The following is a 24,747-nucleotide window of genomic DNA, read 5'->3' on the forward strand; positions in this document are numbered from 1 at the left end:
AGGATATGTCAAAAGAGATAGCAAAAAAACGTATAGAAGAATTACGTGATTTGTTAAATACATTTAACTATCAATATCACGTATTAGACAATCCTTCTGTTTCTGATGCGGAATATGACCGTAATATGCAGGAGCTTATAAAATTAGAAGCAGAGAACCCAGAGTTTATGAGTGAAGATTCTCCCTCCGTTCGCGTTGGGGGAACTGTTCTTGATATATTTGAAAAAGTAACACATAAGTCACCAATGTTAAGTTTAGGAAATGCATTTAACGAAGGAGATTTACGTGATTTCGACAGAAGAGTACGTCAAGGAATTGATGGTGCGAATGTAAGATATATATGTGAATTAAAAATTGACGGGCTTGCCGTTTCGCTTCATTATGAAAAAGGACGCTTCATTCAAGGGGCAACACGTGGTGATGGTGTAACGGGTGAAGATATTACTCAAAATTTAAAAACGATTAAAGCTATCCCACTTCGTTTAAATGAAGAAGTAACGTTAGAAGCACGAGGCGAAGCTTATATGCCGAAGCGTTCATTCGTTAAACTAAATGAAGAAAAAGAGCAAAATGGAGAAGATGTATTTGCGAATCCGCGTAATGCAGCAGCAGGTTCAATACGTCAACTTGATCCGAAAATTGCAGCGAAGCGCAACTTATCTATGTTTGTGTATGGTCTTGCGAATGTAGAAGAAAAAACAATTTCATCACATAGTGAATCGCTGGATTTCTTAGGTGAACTTGGATTTAAGACAAATCCAAATCGCCGTACATGTGAAACAATTGAAGAAGTTATAGCTTATGTAGAAGAATGGCAAGAAAAACGTCCGCATCTTGATTATGAGATTGATGGAATCGTTATAAAAGTAGATGATGTTGCTCTTCAAGAAAGTCTAGGAACTACAGCGAAGAGTCCAAGGTGGGCGATTGCTTATAAATTTCCGGCTGAAGAAGTTGTAACGAGATTAACAGGCATTGAATTAAGTGTTGGCCGAACAGGGGTTGTAACACCGACTGCAGAACTAGAGCCAGTGAGAGTTGCTGGTACGATTGTTCGTCGTGCTTCTTTACATAACGAAGATTTAATTCGCGAAAAAGACATTCGAATTGGTGACTACGTTGTTGTGAAGAAGGCTGGAGATATTATTCCTGAAGTTGTGAACGTTATTTTTGATAAGCGTACTGGTGAGGAAGAAGAATACCGCATGCCAACTCATTGTCCAGCATGTGAGAGTGAACTTGTTCGTTTAGAAGAAGAAGTAGCACTTCGTTGTATAAATCCAACTTGTCCTGCTCAAATTCGAGAAGGGTTAATCCATTTCGTTTCAAGAAATGCAATGAATATTGATGGACTTGGAGAACGTGTTATTACACAACTCTTTGATGCTGATTACATTCGTACATTTGCTGATTTATATGCATTGACGAAAGAGCAATTATTACAGTTAGAACGTTTTGGTGAAAAATCAGCAACAAACTTAATACAAGCAATTGAAAATTCTAAAGAAAACTCGTTAGAGCGATTATTATTTGGTCTTGGAATTCGCCACGTTGGAGCGAAAGCAGCACGTACATTTGCAGAGCACTTTGAAACGATGGATGAGCTTGTAAAAGCAACGGAAGAAGAACTAAAAGCAATTAATGAAATTGGCGAAAAAATGGCTCAATCTGTTGTGACATATTTTGATAATGAAGATGTATTAGAGTTATTACAGCAGTTTAAAGAGTATGGCGTGAATATGACATACAAAGGTATAAAAATTGCAGATTTACAAAATGTTGAATCTTACTTCGCAGGAAAAACGGTTGTTTTAACAGGTAAGCTAGAAGTTATGGGACGAAGTGAAGCGAAGAAGAAGATTGAGGCATTAGGTGGAAAAGTAACAGGAAGTGTTAGTAAGAGTACGGATTTGGTTGTTGCAGGTGAAGCAGCTGGTTCGAAATTAGCACAAGCGGAGAAACATAATGTTGAGGTTTGGAATGAAGAGAGGTTCTTACAAGAGCTAAATAAGTAAGAGGTGCAAACTTACCATGAAAAAAATAGCATTAGCGGTATTAAGCCTTGGCCTACTTGTAAGTGGGTGTAGTGCAGGTGCCGACAAAGATGAAAAAGTGGCTGGGAAATCGGGGAAAGCAAAAGAACAATCAGTTGTTCCAAAATACGCTATTTCGGATGAATATTATAAGACGACTATTCCATTTGATGGTGGAAAGGCACGTGGTTTAGTGGTGCAAGGGTTAAATAGTCGCCTTGATATAGATGAATTTGAAACAGGATTAATGCGAATTGCAAAAGAATCATTTAGTACGAAAGATAATTTTTTAAAAGGCGGAAAAGCTCTAGATACTCAAACTATACAGATGCTTGTTAAAAGAAAACGTACAGATGCTGAACAAAAGGAACTAGAGGAAAAATTAAAAAAAGATGCAGTTAAATTTCCTAATATAGGATTAAATCCTGCCTTAGGAACAGGATCCGAATCACTAGAAGTGAAAAATAAAAAAAATCCAATATATATTTCAAATATTTTAGAGCATGATTATTATGTGAAAAAAGGCGATAACGACGAGGAACGTGTTGGTATGGTAGTTGGATTAGCGATGAATTCTGTTCAATATTTTAACGAAGAGCATGGTTACCCACGTGAAGCTGCAATCCCAGATGAAAAGATGTTAGCTGAAGGGAAAAAAATGGCGCAAGAAATTTTGAAAGTCATACATCAAAAAGAACCTGAAACAAAAAATATTCCGATAACATTTGCGATTTATCGCCAAGCTCCAAAGTCTTCGCTCGTGCCAGGTAATTTTGTTTCTTATGCAAATGTCGAAAAAGGTAGTGAAACGGTTGAAGATTGGAAACAAATTAATGAAAAATATTATTTGTTCCCATCAGAGCAAGCGAAAACAGATAATAAACGTGAAGATCTTGCAAGAGTATCCAACTTTAAGGCGAAACTAAGCGATTATTTCCAAGGAGACTATACAGCTGTTATTGGTACTGGTATGTATAGAGATGATGAATTAAGAGAAATGAAGCTTGATATTCCTGTCCAGTTTAATGGAAAAGCTGAAATAGTTGGTTTTACACAATATGTGGCAGGGCTTGTTATGGAATACTTCCCGAATTATATGAAAGTACAAGTAACGATTAAATCTGTAGAACGCCCAGAAGCTATTATTATACGTGAAGCAAAAAAAGATGAACCACTTGTGAAAATTTTAGATTAAATATGAAGGCTGTTCCTCTATGGAACAGCTTTTTTTCTTATGTAATTTTGTTATAATTTAAAATGTTGTAAAAAATAGGGGGAAGGGGTAAAGCTCATGGACGAATTAAGTTTTCAAGTCATTATTTTATTAATTGCATTCGGTTTTTTAGTAGCTTTTATTGATTCCGTTGTTGGAGGAGGAGGGTTAATTTCGCTTCCTGCACTTATGTTTGTTGGCCTATCGCCAGCTTCGGCAATTGCAACGAATAAATTAGCGGCAACAATGGGGACATTTACGAGTGCGATGTATTTCATTCGATCAGGAAAAGTTGATTTTAAAATTGTAGGAAAGTTAATCCCGTTAACTATTGTTGGAGCTGTGGCAGGCGCTTTAGTAGTAAAATTTATTCCATCGGATATTTTACGCCCATTAGTACTTGTAATGTTGGTATTTATTGCTATTTATATTATTGCAAAAAAGAATTGGGGAAGTGTGTCTACCTATAAGAAGATGACGCAAAGAAAAACATTAATATTTTTCTTTGTTATTTTAATGATAGGATTTTATGATGGATTTTTTGGACCAGGGACAGGGTCGTTTTTAATTTTTGCATTTTTATTAATTGGCTTGGATTTTATTCAAGCAGCAGCATCTGGAAAACTTTTGAATTTTGTTAGTAATATTGTATCTTTAATTACTTTTTTATTTTTAGACATAATTCATTTTGAATACGGTATTATCATGGGATTATCAATGATCTTAGGTGCTTATTTTGGATCGAAGTTTGCGGTTCAAAAAGGTGTTGGATATGTGAGGACTTTATTTTTATTAGTTACCATATTATTGATTGGAAAAAATGTTTTGGAATATACTCATATTTTGTAGATTCATACCCATGTATGGATCTCTTTTTTTATTATATTTTAAAAATTTATTAATTTTTAAAATATAAGTCTAGGAATATTTGAATAAATCTAAATTATCGTGTAGAATAATGTTGTAAAATGTAAACGTTTTTCTAAGGGGAGGCTAAAAAGAATGGTAGTAGCATACAAACATGAGCCATTTACAGATTTTTCAGTGGAGGCTAACAAATTAGCGTTTGAAGAAGGTTTAAAGAAAGTAGAATCTTATCTTGGACAAGACTATCCATTAATTATTGGGGGAGAAAAAATCACTACAGAAGACAAAATTGTTTCTGTAAACCCTGCAAATAAAGAGGAACTTGTTGGTCGTGTTTCAAAAGCAAGCCGTGAGTTAGCTGAAAAAGCAATGCAAGTAGCGGATGAAACATTCCAAACTTGGAGAAAATCAAAGCCAGAAATGCGTGCAGACATTTTATTCCGTGCTGCAGCAATCGTTCGTCGCAGAAAACATGAATTCTCTGCTATTCTTGTAAAAGAAGCAGGTAAGCCATGGAATGAGGCAGATGCTGATACAGCAGAAGCAATCGACTTTATGGAATATTATGGTCGTCAAATGTTAAAATTAAAAGACGGTATTCCAGTAGAAAGCCGTCCAATTGAATATAATCGTTTCTCTTACATTCCATTAGGAGTAGGTGTTATCATTTCTCCTTGGAACTTCCCATTCGCAATTATGGCAGGTATGACAACAGCTGCTTTAGTTTCTGGTAACACAGTATTACTAAAACCAGCTAGTACAACTCCTGTAGTAGCAGCGAAATTTATGGAAGTATTGGAAGAAGCTGGATTACCAGCTGGCGTAGTAAACTTCGTTCCAGGTAACGGTTCTGAAGTTGGTGACTACTTAGTAGATCATCCTCGTACACGTTTCGTAAGCTTCACGGGATCTCGTGATGTAGGTATCCGTATCTATGAGCGTGCAGCGAAAGTAAACCCAGGACAAATTTGGTTAAAACGCGTTATCGCTGAAATGGGCGGTAAAGATACAATCGTTGTTGATAAAGAAGCAGATCTTGAATTAGCAGCTAAGTCTATCGTTGCATCAGCATTCGGATTCTCAGGACAAAAATGTTCTGCATGTTCTCGTGCAGTAATCCATGAAGATGTATACGATCACGTATTAAATCGTGCTGTTGAATTAACAAAAGAATTAACAGTTGCTAACCCAGCAGTATTAGGTACAAACATGGGTCCTGTTAATGACCAAGCTGCATTCGATAAAGTAATGAGCTATGTTGCAATTGGTAAAGAAGAAGGTAGAATCTTAGCAGGTGGCGAAGGAGACGATTCTAAAGGCTGGTTCATCCAACCAACAATCGTTGCTGACGTTGCAGAAGATGCTCGCTTAATGAAAGAAGAAATCTTCGGACCAGTAGTAGCATTCTGTAAAGCGAAAGACTTCGATCATGCACTTGCAATTGCAAACAATACAGAATACGGTTTAACAGGAGCAGTTATCTCTAACAACCGTGACCATATTGAAAAAGCACGTGAAGACTTCCACGTAGGTAACTTATACTTCAACCGTGGATGTACTGGTGCAATCGTAGGATACCAACCATTCGGTGGCTTTAACATGTCTGGTACAGACTCTAAAGCTGGTGGACCTGATTACTTAGCACTTCACATGCAAGCAAAAACTACTTCTGAAACTTTATAAGAAATAGTAGAGGAGCTCTTCACAGAATGTGAAGAGCTCCTTTTAAAATTGAAATCCTATATATTACTATCGTTCGAAAGGAATGAGCTAAAACCTATTAATAGCGGGATAAACATGTGAACAGAAATAAAATGATGAGAAAAGTTGACTTATTAGTCATTTTTTTTAGTATTCATTTTGAGAATTTCCTGTATAATACAATTTGAAAGAAAATCTATGGTTCGACAAGGAACACTCCTTTCGGTTTTGCTCACTGAAAGGAGTGTTTTTTTTATGTAGCTAAAAATTCTTTCGTGCTTATTACATTTGCATATACACCATTTAAACTAGCTAAAATTGTATTGTGAATATAAACAGCTGGTATAGTAGCGTTCTTAAAAGAAAGGTCTTTTGTAGCACAAGCATCATGTATAACGGTACATTGAAAGTCAAAATCGAATGCAGCCCTTACTGTAGCATCAATACACATATGAGTCATCATCCCGCATACAACGACATGTTCAATATCTAAACGTTTTAATTGCTCTAGAAGATTAGTTTCTCGGAAGCTATTTGGATAATGTTTGACTATAACTGTTTCTTCTCTAAGTGGACGTACGCTTTCGTGAATATGTACACCTTCTGTATTAGGTAGGAAAAAAGTAGCGTCATCTTTTATAGCTACGTGTTGGATATGAAAAATAGGTTCGTTGTTTGTTCTAAAGTGTTGTAATAACTGATTAGCATATTCGCTTGCTTCTACTGGATTACGCAATTCCATCTTTCCATTTGGAAAATAATCGTTTTGAATATCGACGAGTAAAAGAGCTGTTTTCATATATTTATCTTCCTCCGAGTTTCATATTCAAATAAATTTATTCAATTCGTAGAGAGGATTCTCCTGTTTAAAAATATGAGGAAAAAGAATTTTAAATAACCTTGAAAGTTACTATTTTCTCATGAATTTTCATCTGAAAATTTTAATAAAGGAATAATTAATATTTTTCTAAAAAATGTATTGACTCTTATTATTCTGAGTTCTATAATGAGAATTAATTAAACGACAATTAAATCGATACATTCTTATCCAGAGAGGTGGAGGGACTGGCCCTACGATACCTCAGCAACGGGTTTTTTTAATACCGTGCTAACTCCAGCAAGCCATATAAAGGCTTGGAAGATGAGAAGATGTGAACGAGTACATATAAGTGCTCTCCTTCTTATCTTTATGGTTGATAAGAAGGAGGGCACTTTTTATTTTACCTCGAAAGCTCTGCTTCAAGTTTTTACAGCATATAGGAGGGGAAAAAATGATTTCTTTTAACAATGTAAGTAAAGTGTATGAATCAGCTGGGCAATCTGTTCATGCGGTGGAGGATGTAACATTATCAGTTGAGAAAGGCGAAATTTTTGGCATTATTGGTTTTAGTGGCGCTGGAAAGAGTACGTTATTACGCTTAGTAAATATGTTAGAGAGACCGACGGCAGGAACGATTTCAATAGATGATAAAGATATTACATCATTATCCACGAAAGAATTACGTAAACTGAGACAAAGAATTGGAATGATTTTTCAAAGTTTTAATTTATTTAATTCAAGAACAGTATTTGGAAATATTGCTTATCCATTAAAGTTAGCGAAAGTACCAAAGAATGAGATAAAAGAAAGAGTAAATGAACTGCTGAAGTTTGTAGGGTTAGAAGATAAAGCAAACTATTACCCAGAGCAGCTATCAGGTGGACAAAAGCAGCGTGTGGGCATTGCTAGAGCACTTGCGACATCGCCAGATATTCTTATATGTGATGAGGCAACATCAGCCTTAGATCCAGAAATAACGACAGAAATTCTAAACTTATTAAAGAAAGTAAATAGAGAATACAATTTAACAATTCTTCTTATTACACATGAAATGCATGTTGTGAAAGAAATTTGTCACCGTGTAGCTGTAATGGAGAAAGGAAAAGTTATTGAAGAAGGAAAACTGTTTGATGTTTTCACGCAACCAAAAACAAAGACGACTCAAAACTTTGTACGTTCTGTCATTAATGATCATTTACCGGAAAGTGTTCTAGCGAAAATTCAAAATGGTGGTCAAATTTATCGTCTAACATTTACTGGTGAGGAGACAGGACAGCCGGTACTATCATATATCGCAAAAAACTATAACGTCGATGTAAATGTACTGTACGGAAATATTATTGAACTTCAAAATGTGCTATTTGGAAATCTTCTTGTAGAGTTGCAAGGTGAGCAGAGGGAAATTCAAAAAGCATTACAACATCTAAGACTGCAAGTGCAGCTGAAGGAGGTAGAAGCTCATGCGAGTTGATTGGAGTATATTTTGGCCGCGCATACTAGATGCGACGGGGGATACCCTCTTAATGGTAATTGTAACCCTTATATTCGCTACAATTCTTGGTATACCCCTAGGTTTACTATTATATGTAACGAGAAAAGGAAACTTTTTAGAAAATAAATGGGTCTTTTCTATTCTTAATATCATTATTAATACAATTCGTCCGGTTCCATTCATTATCTTTTTAGTAGCTTTAAGCCCACTAACAAGAAGTGTTATCGGAACGACGATTGGAACAGCAGCAGCAATCTTCCCAATGACGTTAGTTGCATCAATCGGCATTGCTAGAATGGTTGAAACAAATCTTGTTTCTGTTCCAAAGGGAGTCATTGAAGCAGCTCAAGCAATGGGGGCTTCGCCAATTAGAATTGTTTTTGAAATTCTTGTGCCAGAAGCGTTAGCGCCATTGATCTTAGGGGTTACATTTATGACAGTTGGTTTAATTGAATTTTCTGCAGTTGCTGGGCTTGTCGGTGGTGGCGGTCTTGGTGATTTAGCGATGACATATGGTTATCAACGTTTTGATACATCAGTTATGTTCGTAACGGTCGTTTTACTTATCATTCTTGTACAGGTAGCTCAAAATTTAGGAAACTACTTTGCGAAAGTCTTTTTACGCAGATCATAAAAAGGAAGAGGGTAAAAGAAAATGAAGAAAATTTTAGCATTTGCATTATCAGCGATTGTAGGAGTTTCAGCGTTAAGTGGCTGTTCAAGTGGAGACATAGGGGCAGGAGCTAAAGAAAAAGTAGTTCGCGTTGGTGTAACTGGAACGGATGGAGACGCTTGGGAAATTTTGAAGAGGAAAGCTGAAAAAGAAGGAATTAAAATTAAACTGGTTGAGTTCTCTGATTACACAACGCCAAATAAGGCGCTAGCTGATGGAGATATTGAACTAAACTCATTCCAGCATATTGCTTTCTTAGAGCAATTTAAAAAAGAGCATAAGTTAGATATTACAGCTGTTGGTACAACGCAAATTGCGCCAATGGGTTTATACTCTGAAAAATATAAGAAAGCAAATGAAATCCCAGATGGTTCAGAAATTGCAATTCCAAACGATCCAACGAACCAAGCACGGGCATTAAAACTTCTTGATGCAGCTGGATTATTAAAGCTTAAAAAAGACTTTGGTCTATTTGGAGATCCAAGTGGTATTGCTGAAAATCCGAAGAAATTAAAAATTACACCGGTTATCGCACAGCAAACACCTCGTGTGTTAAAAGATGTAGCGGCATCAGTTATTAATAACGGTGTTGCTGGTCAAGCTGGATTAGATCCAGCGAAGGATCCTATTTTCTTAGAAGATCCAAAGAATGAAAATGCGAAGCCTTATATTAATATTTTCGCAGCTCGTACGAAAGATAAAGATGATCCAACACTGAAAAAAGTAATTGAATTATACCATTCAAAAGAAGTAACAGATGCAATTAAGAAAGAAACAAATGATGGTTCCATTTCAGTAGATCTTTCACTTGAGGAGCTTGAAAAAATCGTAAAATAATTATTGGGTTTAATGGACTAACAGAAGGAACCCCTCCGCTGTTAGTTCGTTCAACATATAATCTACTTAACAAACAAAACAAACCATAATTCTGTACCTTCCAATTCTGTATAATATAGAATCCAATGTTTGTTAAGTAGAGTAATAGACCAGGAGTTTTCCTGGTCTTTTTTTATTACTGAAAGCAGCTAGCGAGTAGTAAGGTAATCCCAATTATAATGGGATAAGAAAATAAGCTGAAAAGGAGTGTAATTACGAATTGCTGTTGCTGCTGAAATGCTAGTTTTTCCTACGCCGCCTTTACCTGTATACAAGGTAATTCTCATCATTCATATCCCCTTTGTTTCGAATGTCGAATATTACGAGTGTCGAAGTAAATGATTGAATAAAAACCCAGATAGGGTTTTATTCAATCGGAATGTTTTTCATTTTAGGTGTAGAAATCTTTTCTTCTGTTTTTTGCTGTGACGTAGCGATGTGATCCATGATTTTTTGGAAGATTTGTAGTAAGAATGCTTTTTCTTCTTCTGATAATGCTTCTGTTACTAAGCTAAAGTAATGGGCCGCATTTTGTTTTAATTCTTGAACGAGCATTATGCCGTTTTCTGTTAACCGAATTAATACAATACGTCGGTCATTTTCATCACGGTAGCGTTCAATATATCCCTTTTTTACAAGGCGATTTACAACGCCCGTTGTTGTACTCATCGGTATATCAAGAAGATCAGCAATTTTCGTCATTGTAATATCTGTATTTCGTTCCATCCAAAGTAAACAAAATACTTCTGTTTTAGAAAGTGTTAAATCTAGGCTTACCCATTCTTCAGGATAGAAAAGTTTCTTGGCGTTATCTAGCAGTAAGTCTAAAAAATGTTCATATTGCAACAATTAATTCCACTCCCGTATATTTCGAGGTTCGTAATATTTATTTTTATTTTATGTAGAATAGAAATAATTGTCAATGATTTTAATTATTTTTTCAGATTAGGCAGAAAACTTTCTTTAAAATAGTATTCTTTTATGATAGATTTATAAATATAAAACTAGAATTTACATAAAAATCCATCATGGTAAATATACTTATCTATAATGGGTATACAGCTAACGAGGGGGAGAACGATGAGAAGACGTAATACGCAAGCGTTCACGTTTTTAGCATGGACTTCATTTGTTTGTGCACTTTCAGGTATGCTAATTGGGATTTATACGTTAGATGAAACGCTTAGTGTAAAAGGATACTATTTAATTGGAACATTATTTTTAACGATGTCTTGTTTTGTATTACAAAAAACAATTCGTGATAATGAAGAAGATAACGAGAGATTTCCGAAAAATAAACCGTTAGATAAAGAGTAAATTGTAAAGAAAGGCATTTGCCTTTCTTTTTTTATGTAAAAATGGCGTAAGTACTCTGTGTTGACTTGCTTGAAGTACTGAAAATTTGGTATCATCAATAGTATTGTAGATTGAACGATATATTATGGAGGTGGCCTAGCCGTGTCAAGAATTTCCGTTGAGAATGTAAAGCACGTAGCACATTTAGCACGTCTTGCAATTACTGATCAAGAAGCAGAAAAATTTCAAAAACAACTAGATGCAATTGTTACATTTGCAGAACAGTTAAATGAATTAGATACAACAGATGTAAAACCAACAACTCATGTATTAACTATGAAAAATGTTATGCGTGAAGATGTACCAGAAAAAGGTTTACCAGTTGAAGAAGTATTAAAAAATGCACCGGATCACAAAGATAATCAAATCCGTGTTCCAGCAGTATTAGAATAGAGGAGGGGAATTTCGATGTCATTATTTGATCATTCAGTATCAGAGTTACATAAGAAGTTAAACAACAAAGAAATTTCCGTTACGGATTTAGTAGAAGAATCTTACAAACGTATTGCGGATGTTGAAGATAACGTAAAAGCTTTTCTTACATTAGATGAAGAAAATGCACGCGCAAAAGCGAAAGAATTAGATGCAAAAATCGGCGCTGAAGATAATGGTTTATTATTCGGTATGCCAATTGGTGTAAAAGATAACATTGTAACTAACGGTCTTCGTACAACTTGTGCGAGCAAAATGTTAGCAAACTTCGATCCAATTTATGATGCGACAGTTGTGCAAAAGCTAAAAGCTGCTGACACAATTACAATCGGTAAATTAAACATGGACGAGTTCGCAATGGGTTCTTCAAATGAAAACTCAGGATTCTACGCTACGAAAAACCCATGGAACTTAGATTACGTTCCGGGCGGATCTAGTGGTGGTTCTGCAGCAGCTGTAGCAGCAGGAGAAGTACTATTCTCTCTAGGTTCTGATACGGGTGGTTCTATCCGTCAGCCAGCTGCATATTGCGGTGTTGTAGGTTTAAAACCAACTTATGGACGCGTATCTCGTTACGGATTAGTAGCATTCGCATCTTCACTTGACCAAATCGGACCGATTACACGTACAGTAGAAGACAATGCATACTTATTACAAGCTATTTCAGGTATTGACCGCATGGATGCAACTTCTGCAAACGTTGAAGTTGGAAACTATTTAGCTGGTTTAACAGGCGATGTTAAAGGTTTACGCATTGCTGTACCGAAAGAATACTTAGGCGAAGGTGTTGGCGAAGAAGCTCGTGAGTCAGTACTAGCTGCTTTAAAAGTATTAGAAGGTATGGGCGCAACTTGGGAGGAAGTATCGCTTCCACACTCTAAATACGCTCTAGCAACGTATTACTTACTATCTTCTTCTGAAGCATCTGCAAACCTTTCACGCTTTGATGGCGTGCGTTACGGTGTTCGTTCTGATAATGTAAATAACTTATTAGATCTTTACAAAAACACACGTAGTGAAGGTTTCGGTGATGAAGTTAAACGTCGTATTATGCTTGGTACATTTGCGCTTAGCTCTGGTTACTATGATGCATATTACAAAAAAGCACAACAAGTACGTACATTAATTAAGAACGACTTTGAAAATGTATTTGCTAACTATGATGTTATTATTGGACCAACAACGCCAACTCCGGCATTTAAAGTGGGCGAAAAAGTTGACGATCCAATGACAATGTATGCAAATGATATTTTAACAATCCCAGTAAACTTAGCGGGTGTTCCAGCGATTTCTGTTCCATGTGGATTCGGTGCTAACAACATGCCACTTGGTCTACAAATCATTGGTAAACACTTCGATGAAGCGACAATTTACTGCGTTGCACATGCGTTTGAGCAAGCAACAGACTATCATACAAAAAAAGCAAGTCTGTAAGGAGGCGAGCATAGATGAATTTAGAAACAATTATTGGTTTAGAGGTTCACGTTGAGTTAAAAACAAATTCGAAAATTTTCTCTGCGAGTCCAACAGAATTCGGAGCGGAGCCAAATACACAAACAAGTGTAATTGACTTAGGATACCCAGGGGTACTTCCTACTTTAAATAAAGAAGCAGTTAACTTTGCAATGAAAGCTGCAATGGCATTAAACTGTGAAATCGCAACGGAAACGAAGTTTGACCGTAAAAACTATTTCTATCCAGATAACCCGAAAGCTTACCAAATCTCTCAATTTGATAAGCCAATTGGTGAAAATGGTTGGATTGAAATCGAAGTAGACGGTAAAAAGAAACGTATCGGTATTACACGTCTTCATTTAGAAGAAGATGCTGGTAAATCAACGCATACAGCTGATGGTTCATTAGTAGACTACAACCGTCAAGGTATGCCTTTAATCGAGATCGTATCTGAGCCAGATATGCGTACGCCAGAAGAAGCATATGCATACTTAGAGAAGTTAAAATCAATCATTCAATACACCGGTGTATCTGATTGTAAGATGGAAGAAGGTTCCTTACGTTGTGATGCGAACATTTCTCTTCGTCCAGTTGGACAAGAGAAGTTCGGTACAAAAGCGGAACTGAAAAACTTAAACTCATTCACTTACGTACAAAAAGGTCTTGAGCATGAGCAAGTGCGCCAAGAAAAAGAACTGTTATCTGGTGGCATCATCCAACAAGAAACACGTCGTTATGATGAAGCAACAAAGAAAACAATCTTAATGCGTGTGAAAGAAGGATCTGACGATTACCGTTACTTCCCGGAGCCAGACTTAGTTGAACTTTACATCGATGATGAGTGGAAAGAAGCAGTTCGAGCTTCTATTCCAGAACTTCCAGATGCACGTAAAGCTCGCTACGTTGCAGAATTAGGCTTACCAGCTTATGATGCACACGTGTTAACATTAACGAAAGAGATGTCTGATTTCTTTGAAGCAACTGTTGCAGACGGTGCTGATGCGAAATTAACATCGAACTGGTTAATGGGTGAAGTACTTGCATACTTAAACAAACAACAAAAAGAATTAAAAGACGTTGCATTAACGCCTGCTGGTTTATCTAAAATGGTTCAATTAATTGAAAAAGGTACAATTTCTTCTAAAATCGCGAAGAAAGTATTTAACGAATTAATTGAAAAAGGTGGAGACCCAGAAGAAATCGTTAAAGCGAAAGGTCTTGTTCAAATTTCTGACGAGGGTACACTTCGTAAAGTTGTAACAGAAATTCTTGATAATAATGAGCAATCTATCGAAGACTTTAAAAACGGTAAAGACCGTGCAATTGGCTTCTTAGTTGGTCAAATTATGAAAGCTACAAAAGGACAAGCAAATCCACCACTTGTTAACAAAATCTTACTTGAAGAGATTAATAAGCGATAATAGTAGTGACTTTTAAAGATTAAGCAGAAAAACACCCGTACATGGGTGTTTTTCTAGGTTAATCAAACGTTTGTTTAAATGAGACAAAATCGTTTAAACAAACGTTTGATTAACTGTCAAAAGTGGAAAAATGTTTGTATAGCAACTATGGTATGATAGTTGCAAAAAGGTGGGAATAATGATAAATCTAAACATAGAGGTTTTTTTCATCTCATGAAATAATAGATAGTTATTATTCGTTATATGTAAATTTTTATGGAAGAATGGATAGAAATAAAGTGAAACTTTAATCAGTAGGAGGTTCATCCAAAGCTGATTATTAGCCCTCACCAATTGGGCATTTACTGCCCGCAAATAGCGGGATAAATTTTGGAGTCAAATAAAAAACCATTGAAATGAATATTTACTTTTGATGGACTACACGAATCGGGTTCTTACTGCCTGTTTGAGCGGGATAAAAGAAGGATAGCAAGATGAGAGGAGGTAGGCATGGGAATACTGAATAGAAGTTCAGTATGTTCTTTTTCGATACATAAAGAAATTTCCTGTGCTAATAAATGATGAAGCGAGCAAGAATTATTTATAATCCTACTTCTGGGCGTGAGCTATTTAAGAAGAGCTTACCAGAAGTATTACAAAAATTAGAACAAGCTGGCTATGAGACATCTTGTCATGCGACAACGGGTCCTGGAGACGCTACTGTGGCGGCGAGGCAAGCTGCGGATCGTAAGTTTGATGTTGTTATTGCGGCTGGTGGCGACGGTACATTAAATGAAGTAGTAAACGGTTTAGTTGGGCATGAATTCCGTCCGAAATTTGGAATTATTCCAGTTGGAACGACAAATGACTTTGCACGTGCAATTGGTGTACCTCGTTCTATTGAAGAGGCAGCAGATATTATTTGCGAAGGAAAAACAGTGCCATTAGACCTTGGTAGAGCGAACGATACATATTTTATTAACATCGCTGGTGGCGGTCGTATTACAGAATTAACATACGAAGTACCGAGTAAGTTAAAGACAGTATTAGGACAACTTGCTTATTACCTAAAAGGTATCGAGATGTTACCATCATTGCATCCGACATATGTTGAAATTGAGTATGATGGAAAGTTACTACAAGAAGAAATTACGATGTTTTTAATTACGAATACTCGTTCAGTAGGTGGATTTGAAAAGGTAGCACCGTATGCATCTATTAACGATGGGTTATTTGACCTATTAGTACTGAAAAAAGGTTCTATCGCTGATTTAATTAAAGCAGCAACACAAGCACAACGTGGTGAACATATTAATAATCCAAAAGTGTTATATACACAAGCGAACCGAATTAAAGTACATTCACCAGATAAACTAATGATTAATTTAGATGGTGAGTATGGTGGAGATGCACCGATGGAATTCGAAAATATATATCATTGTTTAGAACTATTTGTTCCTGAACATCAAGAGGATGCCCTGTAAAGGCATCCTTTTTTACTTTGTTAAAATGAATTGTAAATTGGGAGTTATTTTGATTTTTATGGTATTTTTACAATTCTTTTATTTTACATCCATATTTTATTGATACACTGGAGGAGATAAGAAACGAGAGGTAGGATGCTATGGAGAAGGTAAAAGCAATATTATTTGATAAAGATGGGACATTAATGGATTTTCATTCAATATGGATAAAAGTAGCTGAAGAACTTGTAGCTGAATGTATAAGTTTATATCATTTACCAAGTACAATAGGGCAGACCTTATTAGAAGAGATTGGTGTAGAGGGAGCATTTGTTAATCCGAGGAGTGCAATAGCTGCTGGAACAAGCCTTGATGTAGCGAAGGGGCTTTGTAATTATATTGAGTCTGCTAGAGAAGAAGAGATGCACCATTGGGTAAGTGAGAAGTTATTTTCCCTTATGTATGAGCATCGTTCGCATATGAAAATGACAGCAGATTTACCGAAAGTGTTACAGGCATTAAAAGATAAAGGATTTATATTAGGGGTTGTCACGGCAGATGATTTCGCACCAACAGAATTATTTTTAAAACAATATAAGTTGGAGAACTTTTTTGATTATATTATAGCCTCGGATACATTCCCTGCGCAAAAACCAGATAAAAAGATTATAGAAGTGTTTTGTGAGAAATTTAATTTAGAATCATGTGAGGTTGCGGTTGTTGGAGATACGCCAACTGATTTACATTTAGCCAAAAATGGCGATTGCTATGCAATTGGGGTGCTATCTGGTACGGGAGACCGTCCAACATTAGAACCACTTGCTGATTTAGTGTTAGATTCTGTTGGAGAGTTTATTTCTCAATCGGGTGAGTTTTTCTGGGAGAAAGAAAAGTCTAATGTGTAAGGAAAATAAGTCTATAAAGACTCTTAATGAGTCTTTATAGACTTATTTTTTATGCCTGGATACAAAGAATATAGGATAAATGCTAGAAAAGAAAGTTGGCATACATTTTGCAATAAAAAGAGAAAACAATGTAAAGAAAAGGATGGGGTACGCAATGAACACAAAAAAATTTGCTAAAGTAAATGAACAAATTCCAGGACCGAAAGCGGCATCTTTATTAGAACGCCGTCAAAATATAGTACCAAAAGGAGTAAGTAACGGCATCCCAACGTTTGTACAATCTGCCAATGGTGCTCTTGTAACGGATGTTGATGGTAATCAGTACATTGATTTTGCAGGAGCAATTGGGACAATTAACGTAGGGCATTGTCATCCAACGGTTAAAGAAGCGCTCCATAAACAAGTCGATCAATACATTCATACTGGATTTAATGTCATGATGTATGAGCCATATATTGAATTAGCGGAAAAGCTTGCGGCATTGGCACCGGGAAGTTTCGATAAGCAAGTCCTCTTTTTAAATAGTGGTGCAGAAGCAGTTGAGAACGCGGTGAAGATCGCTCGTAAATATACGAAGAGACCTGGTATTATCGCATTTTCTAAAGGTTTCCACGGGCGTACATTAATGACAATGACGATGACAAGTAAAGTGAAGCCATATAAATTTGGGTTTGGTCCCTTTGCTCCAGAAGTATATAAAGCGCCATTTCCATACGAATACCGTCGCCCAGAGGGATTAACGGAAGAGCAGTATGATGATTTTATTATTGAAGAGTTTAAGAACTTCTTCATATCGGAAGTAGCACCAGAAACAATCGCAGCTGTTGTAATGGAACCTGTTCAAGGGGAAGGTGGATTTATCGTCCCAAGTAAGAAATTTGTTCAAGAAGTACGCCGCATTTGTTCAGAGAACGGCATTTTATTTGTAGCGGATGAAATACAAACAGGCTTTAGTCGTACAGGAAAATATTTTGCAATTGATCACTATGATGTCGTTCCAGATTTAATTACAGTGTCTAAATCATTAGGGGCTGGTGTACCGATAAGTGGTGTCATTGGACGTAAAGAAATTATGAATGAATCTGCACCAGGTGAACTTGGTGGAACGTATGCAGGAAGTCCATTAGGATGTGCGGCAGCATTAGCAGTACTGGATGTAATAGAAAAAGAGAATTTAAATGATAGAGCGATAGAATTAGGAAAAGTCGTAATGAACCGATTCGAAGAGATGAAAAATAAATATCATTGCATTGGTGATGTGCGTGGGTTAGGAGCAATGTGTGCATTTGAGGTCGTTCAAGACCGTAAGACGAAAGCACCTGACAAAACGTTAACGGCTAATCTATGTGCAGAAGCAAATAAGCGTGGGTTACTGTTATTATCAGCAGGAACATATGGAAATGTTATCCGTGTGTTAATGCCTTTAGTTATTACAGGTGAGCAACTTGAAGAAGGTTTAACAATAATTGAAGAATCATTGCAAGCTTGTTATGAGCAAACAAACATAGCTCGTGTTTAAAAACTGAAGGATAAATAGCAAACATTCTAGCTGACTCTATATTAAATACAGAAAATTCACTTTATAATAAAGGTAGTGAAGTGGATCGATGGATTTGAAGTTAGGGGTGGCTAGGATGGTTGCAGAAAAGGAACGAGTTTTAATGGATTTAAAAGATGTATTTGAATATGCGTTTGACGAAATTTTTGTTACAGATGAGCAGGGAATCGTTGTGCGTGTAAATAGTACATGTGAAAGGCACTACCAACTAGCTGCCGAAGAGTTAGTGGGTAAGCATGTAAAAGAACTACAAAAGGATGGAATCTTTTATCCATCAGCGACATTAGAAGTGATTGAAAAAAAGAGGCCAATTGAACTCGTTCAAACTACAAAATCAGGAGAGTATTTACACGTTCGTACAAGGCCTGTTTTTGATGATGAGGGAAATTTAAGAAGAGTGATTAGTTATTCTCGGGACCTTACTGAACTCTATCAATTACGTCAAAAGGTAGAGGAAATGGATAATCAGCTAAAAACATATAAAAAAGAATTAAGAGAAACATATGAGCATGAAGGACTTATTTTTAAAAGTCTAGCTATGCAAAAAATAGTCGATACAATTAAAAAAGTATCTGTAGTGGATAGTACTGTTCTCGTTTTAGGCGAAACTGGAGTTGGGAAAAGTCGATTAGTACGCCATTTACATGAAGTGAGTCACCGTAAGAATGAAAGTTTCTATGAAATTAATTGTGCGGCATTGCCAACTAATTTAATTGAATCAGAGCTTTTTGGATATTCAGGTGGATCTTTTACAGGTGCGAATCGTGAAGGGAAAAAGGGACTATTAGAATCCGCGCATAAAGGAACTCTTTTTTTAGATGAAATCGGTGAAATGCCGATTGAAATTCAAGCGAAGCTTTTGCAAGTATTGCAAGAAAAAACATTTCGTCCTATAGGCGGAAGAGAATTAAAAAAAGTGGATGTTCGAATTGTGGCAGCAACAAATAGAGATTTAAGTGAGATGGTGAAACAAGGAACATTTCGGAAAGATTTATACTATCGTTTGAATGTCATTCCAATTGCAATTCCCCCGCTTAGGGAAAGGACAGAAGATATTTTACCGCTTATTTATCATTACTTGCAGCACTTTAATAAAAAATACGGACGTGATGTGAAACTAGCGCCGAGTACGTTACAAATGTTTGTTGGATATCCGTGGGAAGGAAACAATAGAGAAATAGAGAATGTAATTGAGAGAATTGTTATTACTGTCGATGATGTTGTAACGGTAGAGGATTTGCCACTCTCTATGCAAGAGGCTGCAGTTGAACAATCGGGGCAAAGCCTTTATAAAATGCTGGAAGAGGTAGAGAGAAATATTATTCTTAAAGCGTATAAAACGTATGGATCAAGTTATAAAGTAGCTGAGTTTTTGCAAATTAGTCAATCTGCTGCTACTAGGAAAATTAAGAAGTTCATAGAGGAGGAAGAAAACATTGGATAAAAAGGCGACTTTCGTAAGTATAGATAGAAAGGCGATGTATATAAATGGTGAGTGGATTACACTACAAGAACAAATTGAAGTAAATAATCCTGCGACGAAGGAAATATTTGCAACTGTACCAAAAGGCGGAGTAACAGAGGCAAAGCAAGCTGTTGATGCTGCACATGAAGCTTTTAAAACGTGGTCTAAGTTAACGGCAGCAGATCGTGCAACGAAGTTAAAAAAGTGGTTCATGCTTATTGATAAAAATAAAGAAGAGATCGCAGCGATTATGACGAAGGAACAAGGAAAGCCGTTTGCAGAAGCGCTTGGTGAAGTAAATTATGCAAATAGTTTTGTTGAATGGTATGCAGAAGAAGGGAAACGTGTGTATGGTGAAATGATTCCTGCTGCTCATCTGAATAAGCGCATTTTAGTTATGAAGCAACCAGTTGGCGTTATGGCAGCTATTACACCTTGGAACTTCCCAGCTGCTATGATTACGAGAAAGGTAGCCCCAGCGCTTGCAGCAGGCTGTACAGCCGTTGTGAAACCGGCAAGTCAAACGCCGCTAACTGCATTAAAATTAGCTGAATTAGCTCATGAAGCGGATATTCCAAAGGGTGTAATTAATATCGTAACAGGTAGTGCAAAAGCAATTGCTGATACATGGATGGAAGATAGTCGCGTTCGAAAAGTGTCCTTTACAGGGTCAACGGAAATTGGGAAAGAGTTAATGGCTAGTGCGGCGCAAACGATGAAAAAAGTTTCACTTGAGTTAGGTGGTCACGCTCCGTTTATCGTAATGAATGATGCAGATTTAGATAAAGCAGTAGAAGCGGTGATTGGTTCGAAATTCCGTAACGCAGGACAAACGTGTATATGTACAAACCGAGTATTCGTTCAAGAAGAAGTATACGAAGTATTTGTAGAGAAGTTCCAAAGGGCAGTAGGGCAGTTGAAAGTAGGAGACGGTTTCGGTGACGGAACGACTGTCGGACCACTTATTGATGAGAATGCAGTTTCAAAAGTACAAGAACATATTGAAGATGCTATTCAAAAAGGTGGAACCGTTTTATATGGTGGTGAAAAGGTCGCAGAGTTAGAGGGACATTTCATTCAACCGACTGTAATTGGGTTGGCAAATGATACGATGCTTTGTATGAATGAAGAAACATTTGGGCCAGTGGCACCAGTTGCGAAATTTAAAACAGTTGATGAAGTAATCGAACGTGCAAATAATACACCATACGGTTTAGCTGCGTATATTTTCACGAAAGACATTAGCCAAGCATTCCAAATTAGTGAAGCGTTAGAGTACGGTATTATCGGTCTAAATGACGGTCTTCCATCAGTTGCACAAGCACCATTCGGTGGCTTTAAAGAAAGTGGTATCGGCCGTGAAGGAGGCCATTTCGGCATCGAGGAATATTTAGAAATTAAATATATTTCATTAGGACTATAAGTAGTATACTAGAATCTCTATAAGGTAACAGAGAAGGAGATTCTAGTATGGTATATTGGCTATTATTACTTGTTACAATTATTTTTGAAGTGGCTGGAACAATTGCGATGAAACTATCAAATGGTTTAACAAAGCTCGTTCCAAGTGTATTGATTTTCGTATTTTATGGAATTTGCTTCAGTGTGTTCGCCATCGTTGTGAAGAAGATTCATTTAAGTATTGCTTATGCTATTTGGTCTGGCGTTGGAACATTACTTATTACAATCATTAGTGTATACTTTTTTAAAGAGCATATTAGTTTATTTCAAGCATTTTGTATTCTTTTTATTGTTTTGGGTGTCATTGGGCTTAAGGTTTCATCGGCATCCTGAAAGCTATCTTTTGTAGAAGATAGCTTTTTTCTATTTGTGCAGTTAGCAATTAATACGACAAAATATGACAAGAAAGAGTAAAGCGTTTTGTTATAATACATATGAAATATTGTCTTATGTGGAGGAAAGAGTATGTTAAAAAAGGTAAGTCAAATTGTTTTAATTTTTGGCATAGCTTTTAGTTTAAGTGCTTGCACTGAGACTAAAGATAGTAATGAAAGTAAACAAGAAGATGTTCAAGATAAAGTGTATAAAATAGGGGAGACAGTAGACGTAGATGGTTTGCAAGTAACTATCGATTCAGTTAAATTAGGATATCCGGATTATGATGAGGATAAAAAGAAAGAGGAGATTTTGGGGATTATTTTCAAAGTAGAAAATAATAGTAAAAAGGAAATACCTTTTGCATTTTATGAATTTGAGATTACCGATAAGAAAGGTACAAGATTTAAAGAATATAATAACCCTGATAGCTTTATTAGTAAAAAGTTAGCACCAGATGAAAAAATTCAAGATATCATGCTATTTGACGTAGCGAAAGAAAATACGTATATCGCTACGTATAGACCGGAGTTTACGCGTGAAAATAGAACGATAAAATTTGAATTGAAACCAAATAAATAAAGAAACACATTGGATTATCCAATGTGTTTCTTTATGGTAATAGATTTAAAACGCCCAGTTACCTTTACGGAAGATAGGCTCATGTCTGCCATCAGCAGTAATACCGTCAATATCAAGCTCAGCTGATCCAATCATAAAGTCGTTGTGTGTGATACTAGCGTTTGCGCCGTTTTCAGCAAGTTCTTCTTTAGACATTGTTTTTCCGCCAACTAAGTTAAATGCGTAAGCATTTCCAATCGCAAGGTGGCAAGATGCATTTTCGTCAAATAGTGTATTGTAGAATAAAACATTTGTGTTTGAAATTGGTGAGTCATGAGGTACTAAAGCTACTTCCCCTAAGAAGTGAGAACCTTCATCTGTTTCTACTAAATGTTTTAAAGCTTCTTCACCAGCTTCAGCTTTATAGTCTACGATACGTCCGTTTTCAAATGTTAACGTGAAATTATCGATAATATTACCTGCAAATACTAACGGTTTTGTACTAGAAACTTGGCCGTTTACACCTGTTTTAAGTGGCATTGTAAATACTTCTTCAGTTGGAATATTAGCCATAAATGGTACGTTCTTTTCATTTAAGCTACCAGCACCAGCCCATACATGTTTTTCTGGAAGTTCGATTGTTAAATCTGTTCCAGGACCTGTATAGTGAAGAGCTTTATAATGCTTTTCGTTTAAGTAATCCACTTTTGTATGTAATGTTTCATCATGTTCTTTCCATGCTTCTACAGGGTTTTCTAAATCAGCACGAGTAGCTTTGAAAATAGCATCCCATAACTTTGCTTCTTGTTCTTCTGGCGCTACGTCAGGGAATACTTTCGCAGCCCATTCTTTCGTAGGAACAGAAATGACACACCAACTTACTTTATCTGCTTGTACGTAATCACGGTATACTTTCATTGCTTCTCCAGCTACTTTATGAGCTGTTGCGATACGCGATGGTTCTACACCTTTTAATAAATCAGGGTTTTCTGCATAGATAGACATAAATGCAGCGCCTTCTTTTGCTAATTCTTCACGAGCATGTGCTTTCCAAGATGGAAATTCAGCGAAAGCTTCTTCAGGAGCTAGATCGAATTTTAAGCGTGTTAACGTCTCATCATTCCAATCTACATATACGTGTTTTGCACCAGATTTATATGCTTTTTCTGTAACGAGGCGTACAAATTGTACAGCTTCAAGAGGTGCACTAATTGATAAAGTTTGTCCAGGTTGAATATTAACACCAACATTAACTGCAAGAGCAGCATATTTCTCTAACGTTTGTTCAAATGACATATGTATAATCTCCTTTAATTTGAAAGATTTCTTACTATATATAATACAAGAAAATTCTAAAAATATATATAAATATAAAGTAAAAAGAGAGCTCAAAATGTGTTGAGCCCTTATATTTACTTAATTGAAGAAGCAAACTGCTCTACAGTCGTTGTATGGTGTATACGAACGCGCTTCATCTTTAACAATTCATCAGGTTCACCCTTCGTAATGAATTGGCCAGGCTTTGTCGTCGTCGCAAATTGATAATACTTCTTCGTTTCTGTAACAACCTTATCATCTACATGACCGAATGGATAAGCAATCGCGATAACAGGCTTACCTGTTATTTTTTCTAGCTTTTCTTTTGAACCTTTTAACTCTTCCTCATAGTTTGTAATTTTCGGTAAGTCTGCATGTGTTGCAGTATGAGATTGCACCGAGAAAATGCCGGAATCAACCATTTCTTTTATTTCAGAAGTAGACAATGCTCCTTCTACATCAACGTTATCAACAATCATATATTCTGTTGCTGCCGGTTTAAAAGTATCATCTTTTAGCTTTTGTAAAATGCGAAATGCATTCATATTATTTTTCATACCGTCATCAAATGTAACAAAAATCGGCTTATTTACTTTATTTATATCGCCCCAGCGTTCAAACGTTAAAAGCGTATAACCATTATCCTTTAAATATTTTATTTGTGCTTCAAAGTTAGCTGGTGATACGAATAAGTCTTTAATACCTTGACCATGATAATCATCGATTGCGTGATACATAAGAACAGGAACCTTTTGTTCGAAAGTAATAGTAGATTTCGTAAGCGGGATTGTTTTCCCATCTTCTTTCATTCCTGTTGCTTCAATTTGGAACTCACCGCGTTTTCCTTCAAATTCTTTTATGTCAAAAGGAATTGTAAATTGTTTCTCCTTTTCTTTAGAAGAAAAAGATTTAGCACGTTCCTTTCCATCAGCTGTGCGCCAAATTTTATATTGTACTTCATTTAAAGAATCTTTTAAGTCTGTAATATGAATACTTGTGTTTGTAGATTCGTGTGTGATGGGAGTATAAGAAATTTTACCTTGTTCGTGTAGAGTCTCTTTTTGTATAGCTACTTCTTGAACCTTTTTCTCTTTTTTAGGTTCTTGGCTTACATTGCTAGTATTGCAGCCTGCTAGAATGGCAGACGTACATAAAGCAATTGCTGCGTATTTTCTCATAAAAATCACCTTCTATTGTGTAGTATGTTGCATATTGACATTAAAATCCCCACCGCTATAAGAGTGGTGGGGATATACCCTTGTTCATCATATCATTTGAAGAAAATGAGGGGAATATGATTTTTAGGAGGCTATTAAGGTAATAG

General features: G+C 36.2%; 22 protein-coding genes, 2 pseudogenes and 1 riboswitch. Of the genes and pseudogenes, 18 read left to right on the forward strand and 6 right to left on the reverse strand.

The genetic code is table 11. The features are described from left to right. Nucleotides 1-5: 5 nt before the first annotated feature. From ligA to pruA, 4 genes are all read left to right on the forward strand, one after another. Complete coding sequence (gene ligA, locus AXW78_RS01720; protein WP_000031452.1) at nucleotides 6-2,015, forward strand: NAD-dependent DNA ligase LigA; 2,010 nt, start codon at nucleotides 6-8, stop codon at nucleotides 2,013-2,015. A 16-nt stretch (nucleotides 2,016-2,031) separates the two neighbouring features. Continuing rightward, nucleotides 2,032-3,228, forward strand: coding sequence for a CamS family sex pheromone protein (locus AXW78_RS01725; RefSeq protein ID WP_000717032.1), 1,197 nt, complete (start codon nucleotides 2,032-2,034; stop codon nucleotides 3,226-3,228). A gap of 96 nt (nucleotides 3,229-3,324) precedes the next feature. Continuing rightward, a complete protein-coding gene (locus AXW78_RS01730; RefSeq protein WP_061883722.1) occupies nucleotides 3,325-4,095 on the forward strand; it encodes a TSUP family transporter in 771 nt (256 codons plus the stop codon). 153 nt (nucleotides 4,096-4,248) lie between these two features. Beyond that, complete coding sequence (gene pruA, locus AXW78_RS01735; RefSeq protein ID WP_000259554.1) at nucleotides 4,249-5,796, forward strand: L-glutamate gamma-semialdehyde dehydrogenase; 1,548 nt, start codon at nucleotides 4,249-4,251, stop codon at nucleotides 5,794-5,796. A 271-nt stretch (nucleotides 5,797-6,067) separates the two neighbouring features. On the opposite strand, the gene AXW78_RS01740 is transcribed toward pruA, so the two are convergent. Continuing rightward, nucleotides 6,068-6,613, reverse strand: coding sequence for a cysteine hydrolase family protein (locus AXW78_RS01740; RefSeq protein ID WP_000844905.1), 546 nt, complete (start codon nucleotides 6,611-6,613; stop codon nucleotides 6,068-6,070). Nucleotides 6,614-6,855: 242 nt separating this feature from the next. Continuing rightward, nucleotides 6,856-6,962, forward strand: a riboswitch (SAM riboswitch). A 123-nt stretch (nucleotides 6,963-7,085) separates the two neighbouring features. On the opposite strand from AXW78_RS01740, the gene AXW78_RS01745 reads away from it, so the two are divergent. The 3 genes from AXW78_RS01745 to AXW78_RS01755 are packed head-to-tail and all read left to right on the forward strand — an operon-like array spanning nucleotide 7,086 to nucleotide 9,636. Continuing rightward, nucleotides 7,086-8,105 carry a methionine ABC transporter ATP-binding protein gene (locus tag AXW78_RS01745; RefSeq protein ID WP_061883723.1) on the forward strand — a complete coding sequence of 340 codons (1,020 nt, stop codon included), beginning with the start codon at nucleotides 7,086-7,088 and terminating at the stop codon, nucleotides 8,103-8,105. Beyond that, the gene (locus AXW78_RS01750; RefSeq protein WP_001261868.1) at nucleotides 8,095-8,760 is read left to right on the forward strand and encodes a methionine ABC transporter permease; all 666 of its coding nucleotides are present in this window, start codon (nucleotides 8,095-8,097) and stop codon (nucleotides 8,758-8,760) included. Before AXW78_RS01745 ends, AXW78_RS01750 begins: the two co-directional genes overlap by 11 nt. Nucleotides 8,761-8,781: 21 nt before the next feature. Then, complete coding sequence (locus tag AXW78_RS01755) at nucleotides 8,782-9,636, forward strand: MetQ/NlpA family ABC transporter substrate-binding protein (protein WP_000721592.1); 855 nt, start codon at nucleotides 8,782-8,784, stop codon at nucleotides 9,634-9,636. Between the two features lie 175 nt (nucleotides 9,637-9,811). Here AXW78_RS01755 and AXW78_RS31465 read toward each other — a convergent pair. The 3 genes and pseudogenes from AXW78_RS31465 to AXW78_RS01760 form a co-directional block, all read right to left on the reverse strand. After that, nucleotides 9,812-9,904 (reverse strand): annotated as a pseudogene (locus AXW78_RS31465) (HXXEE domain-containing protein); the annotation flags it as partial. Beyond that, nucleotides 9,888-9,965: pseudogene (locus AXW78_RS33750) on the reverse strand (ArsA-related P-loop ATPase); the annotation flags it as partial. The pseudogenes AXW78_RS31465 and AXW78_RS33750, both read right to left, overlap by 17 nt. Before the next feature lie 76 nt (nucleotides 9,966-10,041). Further along, nucleotides 10,042-10,524 (reverse strand): MarR family winged helix-turn-helix transcriptional regulator, encoded by a 483-nt coding sequence (locus tag AXW78_RS01760; RefSeq protein ID WP_061883724.1) that lies wholly within the window; start codon nucleotides 10,522-10,524, stop codon nucleotides 10,042-10,044. 231 nt (nucleotides 10,525-10,755) lie between these two features. On the opposite strand from AXW78_RS01760, the gene AXW78_RS01765 reads away from it, so the two are divergent. The 11 genes from AXW78_RS01765 to AXW78_RS01815 all read left to right on the forward strand — a co-directional run bounded on the left by AXW78_RS01765 (nucleotide 10,756) and on the right by AXW78_RS01815 (nucleotide 22,127). Beyond that, nucleotides 10,756-10,992: a YiaA/YiaB family inner membrane protein gene (locus AXW78_RS01765; RefSeq protein ID WP_001254393.1), complete on the forward strand. Its 237-nt coding sequence runs from the start codon at nucleotides 10,756-10,758 to the stop codon at nucleotides 10,990-10,992. Nucleotides 10,993-11,133: 141 nt separating this feature from the next. Further along, nucleotides 11,134-11,424 carry an Asp-tRNA(Asn)/Glu-tRNA(Gln) amidotransferase subunit GatC gene (gene gatC / locus AXW78_RS01770; protein WP_000086999.1) on the forward strand — a complete coding sequence of 97 codons (291 nt, stop codon included), beginning with the start codon at nucleotides 11,134-11,136 and terminating at the stop codon, nucleotides 11,422-11,424. Between the two features lie 15 nt (nucleotides 11,425-11,439). Then, nucleotides 11,440-12,897: an Asp-tRNA(Asn)/Glu-tRNA(Gln) amidotransferase subunit GatA gene (gene gatA / locus AXW78_RS01775; RefSeq protein WP_061883725.1), complete on the forward strand. Its 1,458-nt coding sequence runs from the start codon at nucleotides 11,440-11,442 to the stop codon at nucleotides 12,895-12,897. 14 nt (nucleotides 12,898-12,911) lie between these two features. Continuing rightward, entirely contained in the window at nucleotides 12,912-14,339 is a 1,428-nt protein-coding gene (gene gatB / locus AXW78_RS01780; RefSeq protein ID WP_001047685.1) for an Asp-tRNA(Asn)/Glu-tRNA(Gln) amidotransferase subunit GatB, read from the forward strand. Nucleotides 14,340-14,896: 557 nt separating this feature from the next. Beyond that, nucleotides 14,897-15,802 (forward strand): diacylglycerol kinase, encoded by a 906-nt coding sequence (locus AXW78_RS01785; RefSeq protein WP_000977679.1) that lies wholly within the window; start codon nucleotides 14,897-14,899, stop codon nucleotides 15,800-15,802. Nucleotides 15,803-15,942: 140 nt separating this feature from the next. Further along, complete coding sequence (locus tag AXW78_RS01790) at nucleotides 15,943-16,686, forward strand: HAD family hydrolase (protein WP_000416660.1); 744 nt, start codon at nucleotides 15,943-15,945, stop codon at nucleotides 16,684-16,686. Between the two features lie 154 nt (nucleotides 16,687-16,840). After that, nucleotides 16,841-18,205 carry a 4-aminobutyrate--2-oxoglutarate transaminase gene (gene gabT / locus AXW78_RS01795; protein WP_061884828.1) on the forward strand — a complete coding sequence of 455 codons (1,365 nt, stop codon included), beginning with the start codon at nucleotides 16,841-16,843 and terminating at the stop codon, nucleotides 18,203-18,205. Between the two features lie 115 nt (nucleotides 18,206-18,320). After that, nucleotides 18,321-19,688 (forward strand): sigma-54 interaction domain-containing protein, encoded by a 1,368-nt coding sequence (locus tag AXW78_RS01800; protein ID WP_000225140.1) that lies wholly within the window; start codon nucleotides 18,321-18,323, stop codon nucleotides 19,686-19,688. Then, a complete protein-coding gene (gene gabD / locus AXW78_RS01805) occupies nucleotides 19,681-21,132 on the forward strand; it encodes an NADP-dependent succinate-semialdehyde dehydrogenase (RefSeq protein WP_061883726.1) in 1,452 nt (483 codons plus the stop codon). The genes AXW78_RS01800 and gabD overlap by 8 nt, the downstream gene beginning before the upstream one ends. A 47-nt stretch (nucleotides 21,133-21,179) precedes the next feature. Continuing rightward, complete coding sequence (locus tag AXW78_RS01810; protein WP_000263262.1) at nucleotides 21,180-21,503, forward strand: DMT family transporter; 324 nt, start codon at nucleotides 21,180-21,182, stop codon at nucleotides 21,501-21,503. Nucleotides 21,504-21,635: 132 nt separating this feature from the next. Beyond that, nucleotides 21,636-22,127 carry a DUF4352 domain-containing protein gene (locus tag AXW78_RS01815; protein WP_000915104.1) on the forward strand — a complete coding sequence of 164 codons (492 nt, stop codon included), beginning with the start codon at nucleotides 21,636-21,638 and terminating at the stop codon, nucleotides 22,125-22,127. A gap of 45 nt (nucleotides 22,128-22,172) precedes the next feature. On the opposite strand, the gene AXW78_RS01820 is transcribed toward AXW78_RS01815, so the two are convergent. Together AXW78_RS01820 and AXW78_RS01825 are read right to left on the reverse strand one after the other, a co-directional pair. Continuing rightward, nucleotides 22,173-23,402 (reverse strand): aminopeptidase, encoded by a 1,230-nt coding sequence (locus tag AXW78_RS01820; protein WP_000007357.1) that lies wholly within the window; start codon nucleotides 23,400-23,402, stop codon nucleotides 22,173-22,175. Between the two features lie 116 nt (nucleotides 23,403-23,518). After that, nucleotides 23,519-24,601: a polysaccharide deacetylase family protein gene (locus AXW78_RS01825; RefSeq protein WP_001233732.1), complete on the reverse strand. Its 1,083-nt coding sequence runs from the start codon at nucleotides 24,599-24,601 to the stop codon at nucleotides 23,519-23,521. Nucleotides 24,602-24,747 lie beyond the last annotated feature (146 nt).

Origin of the sequence: Bacillus thuringiensis (assembly GCF_001595725.1) — a bacterium.
Classification (GTDB): domain Bacteria; phylum Bacillota; class Bacilli; order Bacillales; family Bacillaceae_G; genus Bacillus_A; species Bacillus_A thuringiensis_K.

Coding starts and splice junctions, on each gene's coding strand:
- AXW78_RS01825 (WP_001233732.1), bottom strand. CDS start 24,601: ATGAGAAAATACGCAGCAATTGCTTTATGTACGTCTGCCATTCTAGCA.
- AXW78_RS01815 (WP_000915104.1), top strand. CDS start 21,636: ATGTTAAAAAAGGTAAGTCAAATTGTTTTAATTTTTGGCATAGCTTTT.
- gatB (WP_001047685.1), top strand. CDS start 12,912: ATGAATTTAGAAACAATTATTGGTTTAGAGGTTCACGTTGAGTTAAAA.
- gabT (WP_061884828.1), top strand. CDS start 16,841: ATGAACACAAAAAAATTTGCTAAAGTAAATGAACAAATTCCAGGACCG.
- pruA (WP_000259554.1), top strand. CDS start 4,249: ATGGTAGTAGCATACAAACATGAGCCATTTACAGATTTTTCAGTGGAG.
- AXW78_RS01800 (WP_000225140.1), top strand. CDS start 18,321: ATGGTTGCAGAAAAGGAACGAGTTTTAATGGATTTAAAAGATGTATTT.
- gatA (WP_061883725.1), top strand. CDS start 11,440: ATGTCATTATTTGATCATTCAGTATCAGAGTTACATAAGAAGTTAAAC.
- AXW78_RS01745 (WP_061883723.1), top strand. CDS start 7,086: ATGATTTCTTTTAACAATGTAAGTAAAGTGTATGAATCAGCTGGGCAA.
- ligA (WP_000031452.1), top strand. CDS start 6: ATGTCAAAAGAGATAGCAAAAAAACGTATAGAAGAATTACGTGATTTG.
- AXW78_RS01790 (WP_000416660.1), top strand. CDS start 15,943: ATGGAGAAGGTAAAAGCAATATTATTTGATAAAGATGGGACATTAATG.
- AXW78_RS01730 (WP_061883722.1), top strand. CDS start 3,325: ATGGACGAATTAAGTTTTCAAGTCATTATTTTATTAATTGCATTCGGT.
- AXW78_RS01820 (WP_000007357.1), bottom strand. CDS start 23,402: ATGTCATTTGAACAAACGTTAGAGAAATATGCTGCTCTTGCAGTTAAT.
- AXW78_RS01785 (WP_000977679.1), top strand. CDS start 14,897: ATGATGAAGCGAGCAAGAATTATTTATAATCCTACTTCTGGGCGTGAG.
- AXW78_RS01810 (WP_000263262.1), top strand. CDS start 21,180: ATGGTATATTGGCTATTATTACTTGTTACAATTATTTTTGAAGTGGCT.
- AXW78_RS01765 (WP_001254393.1), top strand. CDS start 10,756: ATGAGAAGACGTAATACGCAAGCGTTCACGTTTTTAGCATGGACTTCA.
- AXW78_RS01750 (WP_001261868.1), top strand. CDS start 8,095: ATGCGAGTTGATTGGAGTATATTTTGGCCGCGCATACTAGATGCGACG.
- AXW78_RS01725 (WP_000717032.1), top strand. CDS start 2,032: ATGAAAAAAATAGCATTAGCGGTATTAAGCCTTGGCCTACTTGTAAGT.
- AXW78_RS01755 (WP_000721592.1), top strand. CDS start 8,782: ATGAAGAAAATTTTAGCATTTGCATTATCAGCGATTGTAGGAGTTTCA.
- AXW78_RS01740 (WP_000844905.1), bottom strand. CDS start 6,613: ATGAAAACAGCTCTTTTACTCGTCGATATTCAAAACGATTATTTTCCA.